The organism is Luteimonas vadosa, assembly GCF_039543545.1.
GTDB classification, from domain to species: domain Bacteria; phylum Pseudomonadota; class Gammaproteobacteria; order Xanthomonadales; family Xanthomonadaceae; genus Luteimonas; species Luteimonas vadosa.
Window position 1 is genome coordinate 1,072,679 of sequence record NZ_BAABJY010000002.1, and the last position, 12,163, is coordinate 1,084,841.

The 12,163-nt window shown below is 68.5% G+C and carries 12 protein-coding genes; 6 read left to right on the forward strand and 6 right to left on the reverse strand.

Going from position 1 to position 12,163, the window contains the following annotated elements:
• Positions 1 to 19 precede the first annotated feature (19 nt).
• Genes ABD970_RS10785 through efp form a run of 4 tightly spaced genes read right to left on the reverse strand, consistent with a single transcriptional unit; the run spans position 20 to position 3,331 of the window.
• Positions 20 to 697 (reverse strand): phosphoglycolate phosphatase, encoded by a 678-nt coding sequence (locus tag ABD970_RS10785; protein WP_345295467.1) that lies wholly within the window; start codon positions 695 to 697, stop codon positions 20 to 22.
• A complete protein-coding gene (gene ubiG, locus ABD970_RS10790; RefSeq protein WP_345295468.1) occupies positions 694 to 1,416 on the reverse strand; it encodes a bifunctional 2-polyprenyl-6-hydroxyphenol methylase/3-demethylubiquinol 3-O-methyltransferase UbiG in 723 nt (240 codons plus the stop codon). Before ubiG ends, ABD970_RS10785 begins: the two co-directional genes overlap by 4 nt.
• Positions 1,403 to 2,761, reverse strand: coding sequence for a TRZ/ATZ family hydrolase (locus ABD970_RS10795; protein WP_345295469.1), 1,359 nt, complete (start codon positions 2,759 to 2,761; stop codon positions 1,403 to 1,405). Before ABD970_RS10795 ends, ubiG begins: the two co-directional genes overlap by 14 nt.
• A gap of 3 nt (positions 2,762 to 2,764) precedes the next feature.
• Positions 2,765 to 3,331, reverse strand: a complete 567-nt coding sequence (gene efp / locus ABD970_RS10800; protein WP_345295470.1) for an elongation factor P — start codon at positions 3,329 to 3,331, stop codon at positions 2,765 to 2,767.
• Positions 3,332 to 3,479: 148 nt separating this feature from the next.
• Here efp and epmB point away from each other — a divergent pair, with 148 nt between their 5' ends.
• A complete protein-coding gene (gene epmB, locus ABD970_RS10805) occupies positions 3,480 to 4,493 on the forward strand; it encodes an EF-P beta-lysylation protein EpmB (RefSeq protein WP_345295471.1) in 1,014 nt (337 codons plus the stop codon).
• A 184-nt stretch (positions 4,494 to 4,677) separates the two neighbouring features.
• Positions 4,678 to 6,756 (forward strand): EAL domain-containing response regulator, encoded by a 2,079-nt coding sequence (locus ABD970_RS10810; RefSeq protein ID WP_345295472.1) that lies wholly within the window; start codon positions 4,678 to 4,680, stop codon positions 6,754 to 6,756.
• A 96-nt stretch (positions 6,757 to 6,852) separates the two neighbouring features.
• Here ABD970_RS10810 and htpX read toward each other — a convergent pair whose 3' ends face one another.
• Positions 6,853 to 7,743, reverse strand: a complete 891-nt coding sequence (gene htpX, locus ABD970_RS10815) for a protease HtpX (protein ID WP_345295473.1) — start codon at positions 7,741 to 7,743, stop codon at positions 6,853 to 6,855.
• Positions 7,744 to 7,874: 131 nt separating this feature from the next.
• Between htpX and gluQRS the strand changes: the two genes are divergently transcribed.
• From gluQRS to phbB (ABD970_RS10835), 4 genes are all read left to right on the forward strand, one after another.
• Complete coding sequence (gene gluQRS / locus ABD970_RS10820; RefSeq protein ID WP_345295474.1) at positions 7,875 to 8,792, forward strand: tRNA glutamyl-Q(34) synthetase GluQRS; 918 nt, start codon at positions 7,875 to 7,877, stop codon at positions 8,790 to 8,792.
• Positions 8,793 to 8,865: 73 nt separating this feature from the next.
• Positions 8,866 to 9,606: an acetoacetyl-CoA reductase gene (gene phbB, locus ABD970_RS10825; RefSeq protein WP_345295475.1), complete on the forward strand. Its 741-nt coding sequence runs from the start codon at positions 8,866 to 8,868 to the stop codon at positions 9,604 to 9,606.
• A 180-nt stretch (positions 9,607 to 9,786) separates the two neighbouring features.
• Positions 9,787 to 10,287 carry a polyhydroxyalkanoate synthesis repressor PhaR gene (gene phaR, locus ABD970_RS10830; protein ID WP_345295476.1) on the forward strand — a complete coding sequence of 167 codons (501 nt, stop codon included), beginning with the start codon at positions 9,787 to 9,789 and terminating at the stop codon, positions 10,285 to 10,287.
• On the forward strand, positions 10,287 to 11,027 hold the full coding sequence (gene phbB / locus ABD970_RS10835) for an acetoacetyl-CoA reductase (RefSeq protein ID WP_345295477.1): 741 nt from the start codon (positions 10,287 to 10,289) through the stop codon (positions 11,025 to 11,027). Before phaR ends, phbB (ABD970_RS10835) begins: the two co-directional genes overlap by 1 nt.
• Positions 11,028 to 11,160: 133 nt before the next feature.
• Here phbB (ABD970_RS10835) and ABD970_RS10840 read toward each other — a convergent pair whose 3' ends face one another.
• Positions 11,161 to 12,057, reverse strand: a complete 897-nt coding sequence (locus ABD970_RS10840; RefSeq protein ID WP_345295478.1) for a M48 family metallopeptidase — start codon at positions 12,055 to 12,057, stop codon at positions 11,161 to 11,163.
• Between the last annotated feature and the right edge of the window lie 106 nt (positions 12,058 to 12,163).

A 12,163-nucleotide genomic window follows, 5' to 3' on the forward strand; every position in this document is an offset into this window, starting at 1 on the left:
TCGCGGCCCTGGAGCGCGCTTATGGCAGCGATGGCCAGCGCCGGGCGTCCAGCAGTTCAATCGGCGCCTCCACCATGGTGTCGCCATGCCAAGCCACGGGGTCGTCGGCGGCAAGGCGATACCCCCATAGCGCCACCACCGAGCGCATGCCCGCGGCGCGCGCGGCCTGGATGTCGCGCTCGTCGTCGCCGACGTAGACGCACGCGTCGATCCCGACCCCCATCCGCTGGCAGGCGACCTGCAGGGGCAGCGGGTGCGGCTTGCGTTCGGCGAGGGTATCGCCGCCAATCAGCACCGCGCAGCGCGATTCCCAGCCCAACTGCGGAACGATCTCACGCGCCAGGTATTCGGGCTTGTTGGTGACGATGCCCCAGCGCACGTCGTCGGCCTCCAGTGCCGCGAGCATCGGTTCGATGCCGTCGAACAGCAGCCCATGGCGGCCCAGCTCTTCCCGGTAGATGTCGAGGAACTCGGCCAACATCGGCGCCCGGGCTTCCTCGTCCAGCGCCGGGAACGCGGCGGCGACCATCGCCCGCCCGCCGCGCGAGACGTGTGGCCGCAGGTTGGCCAAGGGCATCGCGGCCTGCCCTCGCGACGCACGCATGCGGTTGACCGTGGCGAGCATGTCCGGGGCGCTGTCGAGAAGCGTGCCGTCGAGGTCGAACAGCACGGCGCGCGGGAATCGCAGTCGGCTCATCCAGGCTTCCGCGCGCAGGCCAGGTAGTTGACGTCGGTTCGCGAGGTCAGCCGCGCCGCGTTGCGCCAGGGTTCGTACATCAGCCCGCTGACGTCCTCGAGTTCCAACCCGCATCCGCGCAACCAGGCGGCCAGCTCGGAGGGCTTGATGAAATCGCGATACTGGTGCGTGCCCTTGGGCAGCAAGCGCGCGACATATTCGGCGCCCACGATCGCGAGCGCGAAGGCCGCCGGGGTGCGGTTGAGGGTGGAGACGAACAGGCGGCCGCCCGGCTTCAGCAGCGTCGCGCAGGCGGACAGGATCGCGGCCGGATCCGGGACGTGCTCCAGCATTTCCATGCAGGTCACGGCATCGAAACCGCCCGCCGCTTCCGCGGCCAGGACCTCGACCGGCTGCACGCGATAGTCCACCCTGACCCCCGATTCCAGGCCATGCAGGCGCGCGATCTTCACCAGCTCCGGCGCGAGGTCCAGTCCGACCACGTCCGCACCCGCCTGCGCCATCGCTTCGCTCAGCAGGCCGCCGCCGCAGCCGACGTCGACCACCTGCGCATCCTTCAAGGCGATGCGGTCGGCGACATAGGCAAGCCGTGGCGGGTTCAGCGCATGCAGCGCCTTCTGCGGGCCCTGCGGATCCCACCACCGCTGCGCCAGCGCCCCGAACTTGTCGAGCTCGGCCTGGCGGAAATTCGTGTCGCCGGAAGCCTCACCCACCATCATGATTCGCCCCCACCCGCACCTTCGAGATCCGCTCCCGCCACTGCCGCGCGTTGGCGATGATGCCGTCGATGTCCATGTCGACCAGCTCGCGCCCGCGCAGCTTGGGCGCGCCGGCGATCCACACATCGGTGACCTGGTGGCGGCCGGTGGCGTAGACCAGTTGCGACACGACCTCGAACATCGGCTGCGCCTCCAGCGACGACAGCTCGATGCACGCCAGGTCGGCCTGCTTGCCGGGTTCGATGGAACCGGTGAGGTGGTCGAAACCGATCGCCTTGGCCCCGCCCAGAGTCGCCGCGCGCAGCGCGCTGAACGCATTGAACGCTGCGGCGTCCTGCGCCACCGCCTTGGCCAGCAGCGCCGCGGTGCGGATCTCGCCGATCATGTCCAGGTCGTTGTTGCTGGCCGCGCCATCGGTTCCGATGGCCAGCGTGATCCCGGCGCGCTCCAGGGCACAGGCCGGGCAGAAGCCGGAAGCCAGCTTGAGGTTGGATTCCGGGCAGTGGACCACGCTCACGCCTCGCTCGGCGCACAGGTGGATCTCGGCTTCGGTGAGCTGGGTCATGTGCACGGCGATCAGGCGGTCGTTGACCAGGCCGAGCCGGTCCAGCCGCGCCAACGGGCGCTGGCCGTGCTCCTCGACCGACTGCGCGACTTCCTGCGCGGTCTCGTGCAGGTGCAGGTGCACCGGCACGTCGAGCTGGTCTGCGAGCATGCGGATGTGGGCGAAGTTGTCGTCGCTCACCGTGTACGGCGCATGTGGCGCGAACGCCGTGCCGATCAGCGCATCCTGGCGCCACTGGTCGTGGACCTCGCCGGCCTTGTCGAAGTATTCGTCGTCGCTCTTCGCCCACGCGGTCGGGAAGTCGATCACAGGCAGGCCGATGCGGGCTCGGAACCCGTGGCGCTTGTAGGTGGCGGCCTGCACGTCCGGGAAGAAGTAGTTCTCGCTGACGCAGGTGGTGCCGCCGCGCAGCATCTCGGCGATGGCCAGCGTCACCCCGTCGGCCACGAAATCCGGCCCGATCACCGCCGCTTCGATGGGCCAGATGTGCTGCTGCAGCCAGACCTTCAGCGGCAGGTCGTCGGCGACCCCCCGCATCAGCGTCATCGGATTATGGGCGTGCGCGTTGACCAGGCCGGGCACGAGCACCGATCGCGGGCGCGAGACGGTTTCCCGCGGGTCGAAGCGCGCGCGGGCATCGGCTGCGGGCAGCACTGCGAGGATCACGCCATCGCGTACTGCGACGGCATGGTCCTCCAGCACGACGCCATGCGGTTCGACCGGGACGACAAGGCCGGCCTCGATCAGCAGGTCGCAGGCTTCGCCCGGCTTGCCTTCCATGCGCTACTTGACGCGGCTGACGTATTCGCCCGACCGGGTGTCGACCTTGATGATCTCGTCCTGGTTGACGAACAAGGGCACGCGGACCACGGCACCGGTTTCCAGCTTGGCCGGCTTGCCGCCACCGCCGGAGGTGTCGCCGCGCACGCCGGGGTCGGTCTCGACGATCTGCAGCTCGACGAAGTTCGGGGGCTGCACGGCGATCGGGATGCCGTTCCACAACGTCACCACGCAATCCTCCTCGCCCTTGAGGTACAGCGCGGCGTCGCCGACCCCGGTCTTGTCGGCATGGACCTGCTCGAAGTTCTCCGGGTCCATGAAGTGCCAATGCTCGCCGTCTGCGTAGAGGAACTGCATGTCGGTATCCACCACGTCGGCGGCCTCGAGGTTGTCGGTGGCCTTCATCGTGAGCTCGACCACGCGCCCCGACTTGATGAAGCGGTACTTGACCCGGGTAAAGGCCTGGCCCTTGCCGGGCTTGACGTACTCGGTGTCGGTGATGATGCAGGGTTCGCCATTGACCAGGATCTTCATCCCGTTCTTGACGTCGTTCATGCCGTAGCTGGCCATGCGTGGAGCTCCTGGTGCGGTCGCGGTTGCGGTTGCGAGGGGTATCGCGGGGTCCGCCGGCTGCCGCGGGGACGGCGGGCGGATAGAATGTCGGGCCGTGTTGCCGGTGGCCGCCAGAGGCCGCACCGGCGCGAGAACTTGGGCCCACATGATACCCGCAGCCCCCCTGTCCCTGCAGCCGCCACGCTGGCAGCAAGCCCTGCGCGAAGCCGTCCGCGACCCCCGCGAGCTGCTGGCCATGCTCGGCCTGCAGCAGGCCGCGATGGCGGTTTCGCCCGAGGCGGCCGCGCAATTCCCGTTGAAGGTGCCCCGTGGGTTCGTGGCCCGCATGCGGCCCGGCGACCCGCATGATCCGCTCCTCCGCCAGGTGCTGCCGCTTGACGACGAGATGCGGCCGATGCCCGGGTTCACCAGCGACGCGGTTGGCGATGCCGCCGCACGCGCCGGACATGGCGTGTTGCACAAGTACGCCGGTCGCGCGCTGCTGGTCTCGACCGGCAGCTGCGCGATCCATTGCCGCTACTGCTTCCGGCGCCACTTCCCGTACGCCGAGGAGACCGCGGCCGCCGGCGGCTGGCAAGACGCGGTCGCGGCGGTTCGCGCGGACGAATCCATTACCGAGGTCATCCTCTCGGGCGGCGATCCGCTGTCGCTGGCCACGGCCAAGCTGTCCGAACTGACCACGCAGCTTGCCGCGCTGCCGCACCTGCGCCGCCTCCGCATCCATACCCGGTTGCCAGTCGTCCTGCCCGCGCGTGTCGACGACGGGCTGGTCGGGTGGCTCCAAGGCTTACCCTGGCCCAGCGCGGTCGTGCTCCATGCGAACCACGCGAACGAGTTCGACGCTGGGGTCGATGAGGCACTGGGCCGGCTGCGCGCTGCCGGAGCCAGCCTCCTCAACCAGGCGGTGCTGTTGCGCGGCGTCAACGATTCCACCGGCGCGCTGGCGGCCCTGTGCGAACGCGGCTTCATGGCGGGCGTGCTGCCGTACTACCTGCACCAGCTCGATCGCGTGGCCGGTGCGGCGCACTTCGAAGTCACCGATGCGCGGGCCCGGCGGCTCCACGGCGAGCTGGTGGAACGGCTTCCGGGCTACCTGGTTCCTCGACTGGTGCGCGAGGTTGCCGGCGACGCGTCCAAGCGGCCCTTGTCGCAGGGCTGAGGCGCCGTGCTCAGGTTCGCGCGCGGCGCTGCCGGACCGGAAACCCCAACGCAATGCGGCGATTCACGGCAGGATCATCGGCCGCTGCCCACCCTCGTTGCCCGGATGGGCATGAATGGCGCGAGTCGCGCGATGGACGGGGATGGCCGAGGCATGGCATAACCCTCGTCCCACGGAGGACCGAATGGCCCACAGCCAGGACAACGCACTACGCCTCATGATCGTCGACGATAGCGTCGAGGCGGCGGAAGCCATCGTCAGCGGCTTGCGCAACGCCGGTATCGCGGTGCGTCCCTTGCGTCCACGCTCGGCCGACGATCTGGCCGACATGGTCGGCAACCAGGTCGTCGACCTGATCATGGCCGCCCAGCAGCCGGGCGGCATCCCGCTCGCGGACGTCATGCAGCACGTCGGCAACAGCGGCAAGGACCTGCCGGTCATCGCCATCGCCGACACCCTCGACGAGGCGAGCTTCACCGAGGCCTGCGCGGCGGGCGTGCGCAAGATCGCCTTGCGCCATCGCGCGCCGCAGATCCTGGCCGCGGTGCGTGAGGAGTGGAGCGACCTGGAGGCCAGGCGCGCGACGCGCCGGCTGGAGGCACGGGTCCGCGAGACCGAGCGCCGCTGCGACGCGCTGATCGAGTCCTCCCGCGATCCGATCGCATACGTCCACGAAGGCATGCACATCCGGGCGAACAGCGCCTACCTGGAGATGTTCGGCCACGAGGAATTCGAGGACATCGAAGGCATGTCCCTGCTCGACATGGTCGCGCCCCAGCACCTGGACGACTTCAAGCAACTGCTCAAGCGGCTGAGCAAGGGCGAGGCGCCGCCGCCACGCTATGAGCTGGAGGCCCGCGACATCGAGGGCAACTCCTTCCCCGCCTCGATGGAGTTCACGCCCGCCCAGTACGAAGGCGAGCCATGCCTGCAGGTCGTGTTCCGGCGGCAGGAGCTGGACCCGGAGCTGGTGCTGGAGATCGAGGAGCTGCGCCAGCGCGACCAGGCCACCGGACTGCTCAACCGCCCCACCTTCCTGCGCGCGCTCGAGGACGCGGTGGACGATGCCGCGCAGGACCATGGCCAGCACGGCCTGCTCCTGATCGAGCCAGACCATTACCAGCGCTTGTTGCAGGACATCGGGCTGGATTCGGCCGACAACCTGCTCAAGGCGGTCGCAACGCGCCTGGAATCGGTGATCGGGGGCAACGCGCAGGCGGCCAGGTTCGCCGAACACACGCTGGCGGTGCTGGTGCGCGACAGCGACTACGAACAGACCGAGGCGCTGGCCCGGGGCATCTGCGAGGCGTTCGCGGCGGATGTGTTCTCCATCGGCGCGCGATCCGCCGCGGTCACCGCCAGCATCGGCGCCGTGCAGATCGGCGAGAAGATCGCCAGCGTCTCCCAGGTCCTCGCCAAGGCGAGCCAGGGCGTGCAGTCGTCGATCGGCGTTGGCGGCAACCGCTTCGAGCTGTTCGATCCCAGTGCCGTCGACCGCGCCGAGGAAGAGCACATCCGGGCCTGGGTGGCGCGCCTGCGCGATGCGCTGGACAACGAATCTTTTGTCCTCCATTACCAGCCGGTGATCAACCTGCAGGGCGACACCGGCGCGGTCTACGAATCCTTCCTTCGCCTCAATGCCGGGGACGGCGAGCTGGTCAAGCCCTTGACCTTCCTGCAGATCGCCGAGGAAAACGGGCTGCTGTCGGAGATCGACCGGTACGTGATCGGCCACACCATCGAGGTCATCGGCCAGCGCATGCAAAGCGGGCACCCGACCACCCTGCTGGCCAAGGTCAGCCAGGACTCGCTGGACGACGACGACCTGCCGCAGTTCATCGCCCAGCAGCTCTCGCAGCACGGCGTCCCCGGCGAGTACCTCGTGCTGCAGCTTCCGGAGGCGAAGGTGTTCACCCACCTCAAGGCCGCCCAGCAGTTTGCCTCCGCGATCGGCAAGCTGGATTGCCGCATTGCACTGGAGCAGTTCGGGGCGGGGCTGGATTCGTTCCAGCTGCTCACCCACCTCAAGCCCAACCTGCTCAAGATCGACCGCAGCTTCGTCGAAGACCTGCCGAAGAACGCCGACAACCAGGCACGGATCCGCGAGATCACCGCCAAGGCGCGCGAACTGGGCATCCAGACCATCGCCGAGTTCGTGCAGGACGCGGCGAGCATCTCGATCCTGTTCGGTGCCGGCGTCGATTACGTGGAAGGCCACTTCCTGGCCGGCGCCGGTCCCGAGATGACGTACGACTTCGAGTAGCGTCCTAACGCGTTTCCGGCTGCCCTCCGCGAGGGCGGATGATCCCGCTCCCGCTGGCCCCGGCGCTTCCGCGGGCCTGTTCCCCGCGTGCCGGCGTCAGGCCACCACGCCCTGGCGCACGTCGCCGGCGTCGGGGCGCGCTGCACGCAATGCCGCGATGCGTTCCTCCAACGGGGGGTGGCTCATCAGCAGCCGCTTGAGCCCGGAGCCGACGCCGCCGCTGATCCCGAAGGCGGCGACCTGCGTGGGCAGCGTGCTGTCGCCGCGGTTCTGCGCCAGCCGCTCCAGGGCGGCCACCATCTTCTCCTTGCCTGCCAGCGCCGCGCCGCCGGCATCCGCACGGAACTCGCGATGCCTGGAAAACCACATCGCGATCATGCTGGCGAACAGCCCGAAGATGATGTCGGCCGCGATCACGATGCCGAAATACGCCAGCTGGCCCAGGCCACCGACGCGTTCGGCGATTCCGCGCGCGACCACGCGCGCCAGGAAGTACACGAACGTATTGAGCACGCCTTGCAACAGGGTCATCGTCACCATGTCGCCGTTGGCGACGTGGCTGATCTCGTGCGCGAGCACGGCTTCTGCTTCGTCGCGATCCATCGCGCGCAGCAGGCCGGTGGACACCGCGACCAGCGAGCTGTTGCGCCGCGCGCCGGTGGCGAATGCATTGATCTCCGGCGCATCGTAGATGGCCACCTCCGGCGTGCCGATGCCCGCGGCCTGCGCCTGCCGCGCGACCGTGGACAGCAGCCACTGCTCTGCTTCGTTGCGGGGGGTCTCGATCACGTGGGCACCGGTGGCGCGCTTGGCGACCCACTTGGACATGGCCAGCGAAATGAACGCGCCGCCGAACCCCATCACCGCGCAGAGGACCAGCAAGCCCCCCATCGTGGATGGGTCGAGTCCGAACACGGCCATGACGATGCTGAAGAGCACGAGCACCGCAAAGTTGGTGGCGAGGAACAGGGTGACGCGCTTGAACATGGCTGTATCCCGTAGATGGGCGCAGTGGCTGCGTGGCTCTCCCAAATTGTGTCCGCCGGCGGTTAAATTCAAGTGACCCCGTCCGCCTGCCGACACAATGCGGGCGACCGATCCATTCCCCTGGACTGGTGATGCCCGCCCAACCGACTTCGCTCCACCGCGGCCGCTTCGCCCCCTCGCCCACCGGCCCCCTGCACCTCGGGTCCCTGGTGGCGGCGTTGGGCAGCTGGCTCATCGCCCGCCGCGCAGGCGGGCAGTGGTTGGTGCGGATCGAGGACCTCGACCCGCCGCGCGAGGTCGCCGGCGCCGCCGATGCACAGCTGGCGGCGCTGCATGCCTTCGGGCTCCACCCCGACGGCGCCGTAGTCCGCCAAAGCGACCGCGGCCACCTTTACCAGGCGGCGCTGGAAACCTTGCTCTCCCGCGGCAATGCCTTCGTTTGCCACTGCAGCCGTCGCGACCTGCTCGAGAGCAACGGCATCCATCGTGCCTGCGTGCCGCGGGCGCGCCGCGACGATCCCGCGATCCGCCTGCGTGTGCACGCAGGCACGCGGGTCGCCTTCGACGACGGATTCCACGGACGTGTGGAGCAGGACCTCGAACGCGAGGTGGGCGACTTCGTGCTGCGCCGTGCCGACGGCCTCTGGGCCTACCAGCTGGCGGTGGTCGTCGACGATGCCGCGCAGGGCATCACCGACGTGGTCCGCGGCGCCGACCTGCTCGCGTCCACGCCCCGGCAGATCCTCCTGCAGCAGCGGCTCGGCCTGCCAACGCCGCGCCACGCCCATCTTCCCCTCGTGCTGGACCCGGATGGCCGAAAACTGTCGAAAACGCTCGAATCGCTGCCCATCGATGGCCGCGACCCCATTCCGGCATTGCGGACCGCCTGGCGCCTGCTGGGCCAGCCCCCGGAGGCTCTCGAGCGTAGCGCCACGCTCGCCGAGGCCCTCGCGACGGCGACCGCCGCCTTCGATCCATCGCGGGTCCCGCGCACGCCCGGGGACCTGCTCGCCGCGCCGCACAACGGCCTTGTCACGGACGATGCCTAGAATGGTCGCCCGGCTGCATCGGCGCGCGACCGCGCGATGACCGCCCGACGACGAACCCCACAGGAGACGAATCATGGCGGCACGCATAGCACTGGTTACCGGCGGTACGGGCGGCATCGGTACCGCGATCTGCAAGCGACTGGCCGACCAGGGCCACACGGTCGCCACCAACTTTCGCAACGAGGAAAAGGCGAAGGCATGGCAGGCCGAGATGAAGCAGGCCGGCTACGAAATCGCCCTGGCCAAGGGCGACGTTTCGACGCCCGACGACGCCGCGGCGATGGTGCGTGAAGTCGAACGCCAGGTTGGCCCGGTGGACATCCTGGTCAACAACGCGGGCATCACCCGCGACACCACCTTCCACAAGATGACCGCCGAACAGTGGAACGAGGTCATCTGCACCAACCTCAACTCCTGCTTCAACGTCACCCGGCCGGTCATCGAGGGGATGCGCGAGCGCAAGTGGGGCCGCGTGATCCAGATCAGTTCGATCAACGGCCAGAAGGGCCAGTACGGGCAGGCCAATTACGCAGCCGCGAAGGCAGGCATGCACGGCTTCACCATTTCGCTTGCGCAGGAAAACGCGAAGTTCGGCATCACCGTCAATACCGTCTCGCCCGGCTACATCGGCACCGACATGGTGATGGCGGTGCCCGAGGCCGTGCGCGAGAAGATCGTCGCGCAGATCCCGACGGGCCGCCTCGGTGAACCCGGCGAAATCGCCTACGCGGTCAGCTTCTTCGTCGGCGACGAGGCAGGCTGGATCACGGGGGCCAACCTGTCCGCCAACGGTGGCCAGTACATGGGCTGGTGACCCGGCGGGGGACGGGCGTGCGATCAATCCGCAATCGCCCCTACCCGCCCGGATAGTCGGCACGCCGCGCCGCGCAGGACATCCTTGCTGCCAGGTCCGCGCCATCCATGTCGTGCCCGGCTTGCAAGGCGTGCTGCACTGCGGCATGCTCGGGCGCAGCATCGTTAGAGTGTTTGCTCAATGGCCGCGAAACGCGTCATCAAGAAGTATCCGAACCGACGGCTTTACGACACCGAGATCTCGAGCTACATCACCATCGAGGACGTGCGCCAGCTGATCGTCGACGGGGAATCCTTCGAGGTGCGCGACGCCAAGACCGGCGAGGGCCTGACGCGCCAGGTCTTGCTGCAGATCATCACCGAGCACGAACAGGACGGACAGCCGATGCTGTCGACCCAACTGCTCAGCCAGATCATCCGCTTTTACGGCGACTCCCTGCAGGGCTTCATGGGCAGCTACCTGGACCAGTCGATGCAGGCGTTCCTGGACCAGCAGCAGCAGTTCCGCGCGCAAATGGGCGCGACCCTTGGCCAGACGCCCTGGGCGATGATGAACCAGCTTACCGAGCGCAACCTGGAGCTGTGGCAGCAATTCCAGAAGAGCCTGGTCGGCGGCATGGGGCGCTCTCCCGCCTCCGGCAAGCCGCGCGACGAGGATGGCGCCAAGTCGCGCGGCAAGTGATGGCCCCCGTACGCACCGCCGTGGTCAGCGGCGGCATCGGCGGGCTCGGGACCGCGATCTGCAAGTCGCTCGCCCTGCGCGGGCACCGCGTCATCGCCGCCGACCTTGGCACGCGCGGGGAACGGCTGGATGCATTCCGCGCAGAGACGGCTGGACTCGACATCGCCTTCTCGGCGCTTGATGTCGGCGACTTCGACGCCTGCGCGCGGTTCGTGCAGGACACAGAAGCCAACGGCGGCATCGACATCCTGGTCAACGGCGCCGGCATCACCCGCGACACCACCTTGCGCAAGATGGACCGGGAGCAGTGGGAATCGGTGATGCGCGTCAACCTCGATGGCGTGTTCAACCTGTGCCGGCATGCCGTCGAGGGCATGGTCGAGCGCGGTTTCGGGCGAATCGTCAACATCAGCTCGGTCAACGGGCAAACGGGGCAATTCGGCCAGACCAACTACTCCGCGGCGAAGGCGGGCATGCATGGATTCACCATGGCCTTGGCGCGGGAAGTCGCGCGCAAGGGCGTGACCGTCAACTCGATCTCGCCGGGTTACTGCGAAACCGCGTTGGTGATGGCGATGCCCGACCAGATCCGGGCCGGCATCCTGGGGCAGGTTCCCGTCGGCCGGCTTGGACGCCCGGACGAAATCGCGCGCGTGGTGGACTTCCTCGCTGCAGAGGACGCCGGCTTCATCACCGGCGCCAACATCCCGGTCAACGGCGGGTTGTTCATGGGCTTCTGAGGTTGCGCGGCCCTGGCGGGGCGCACGTGGCCGGCGCGGACGCTGAAGTCGCGGATGCGCCACGGGGATCGGGTGACCGCCGATGCGCCGCCGACGGGCGGCTACAGCACGACTCGCCCGCCGCGACCCATCGCTACTGCCTGCAGAACTGCTCCCGGTACTGCTGCGCCTTGGGCATCAGCTCCTGCAGGTGCGCGATGCGGGTGCCCGGGTTGGGATGCGTGGAAGCGAACTCGGGCGGCGCCTGCCCGCCACTGGCCTGGCTCATGCGCTCCCACAAGGGCACCGACTCCCGTGGGTCGAAGCAGGCGGCGGCCATCAGCATCAATCCGACTTCGTCGGCTTCGGTCTCGTGCTTGCGCGCATAGGGCAGCGCCCGACCGTAACCGTAGATCGCCATGACCGTCTGCATCTGCCCGGCATCCATGCCGCTCGCCGCGCCGGCCATCTGGCCGATCTGCACCAGCTTCTGCTCGGTCATTCGCTGCGCACCGTGGCGCAGCAGCGCGTGGGCGATCTCGTGCCCCATGACCGCGGCCATGGCGTCGGCATTCTGCGCCACGGGCACCAGGCCGGTGTAGACCGCCATCTTGCCGCCGGGCAGCGCGAAGGCATTGACCTGGTCGGAATCGAGCACGCTGACTTCCCAGTTGAACTCCTCGGCGAAGTACTGCGGCTGCAATCCCCGCTCGGCGGCCAACGCCCCCTCCACCTCGTCGATCTTGTCGACCAGGCGCCGCGCGATCTCCTGGATCTGCCCGGCGACTTCGCTGTTCGGATCGATGGGGCGTTCCTGCGACAGGATCTCCCGATAGGCCTGCAGGCCCAGGGCTTCCTCGTCCTCGGCCGACAGGCTCTTGTCGATCAGCACCTTCTCGCCGGTGTACGGATCGACCGTGCGGTTGGAGAAGTAATAGAAGACCGCATATCCCGCGAACAGCACCAGGATCAACATGCGCGGGCTGAAGCCGCGGCGGCGTGCGCCGGCGGGCCGGGCGGCCGCAGTCCGGCCGAATGGATCCTGTCTCATCGCTTGGCTCCTCTCGCCTGCTCCCGGGACCCGGGCCGGGCCTCGCTGGCTACCATGGAGGCTGCAGCGTGAAAGCCGTGCGCAGGCGGGCCGGATGGTTGGCCAC

Bases quoted from the DNA above. Each gene is read 5' to 3' on its own strand.
- gluQRS (WP_345295474.1), top strand. From the start codon at position 7,875: ATGCCCGCCCAACCGACTTCGCTCCACCGCGGCCGCTTCGCCCCCTCG.
- htpX (WP_345295473.1), bottom strand. From the start codon at position 7,743: ATGTTCAAGCGCGTCACCCTGTTCCTCGCCACCAACTTTGCGGTGCTC.
- ABD970_RS10840 (WP_345295478.1), bottom strand. From the start codon at position 12,057: ATGAGACAGGATCCATTCGGCCGGACTGCGGCCGCCCGGCCCGCCGGC.
- ABD970_RS10785 (WP_345295467.1), bottom strand. From the start codon at position 697: ATGAGCCGACTGCGATTCCCGCGCGCCGTGCTGTTCGACCTCGACGGC.
- efp (WP_345295470.1), bottom strand. From the start codon at position 3,331: ATGGCCAGCTACGGCATGAACGACGTCAAGAACGGGATGAAGATCCTG.
- ABD970_RS10810 (WP_345295472.1), top strand. From the start codon at position 4,678: ATGGCCCACAGCCAGGACAACGCACTACGCCTCATGATCGTCGACGAT.
- ubiG (WP_345295468.1), bottom strand. From the start codon at position 1,416: ATGATGGTGGGTGAGGCTTCCGGCGACACGAATTTCCGCCAGGCCGAG.
- ABD970_RS10795 (WP_345295469.1), bottom strand. From the start codon at position 2,761: ATGGAAGGCAAGCCGGGCGAAGCCTGCGACCTGCTGATCGAGGCCGGC.
- epmB (WP_345295471.1), top strand. From the start codon at position 3,480: ATGATACCCGCAGCCCCCCTGTCCCTGCAGCCGCCACGCTGGCAGCAA.
- phbB (WP_345295477.1), top strand. From the start codon at position 10,287: ATGGCCCCCGTACGCACCGCCGTGGTCAGCGGCGGCATCGGCGGGCTC.
- phaR (WP_345295476.1), top strand. From the start codon at position 9,787: ATGGCCGCGAAACGCGTCATCAAGAAGTATCCGAACCGACGGCTTTAC.
- phbB (WP_345295475.1), top strand. From the start codon at position 8,866: ATGGCGGCACGCATAGCACTGGTTACCGGCGGTACGGGCGGCATCGGT.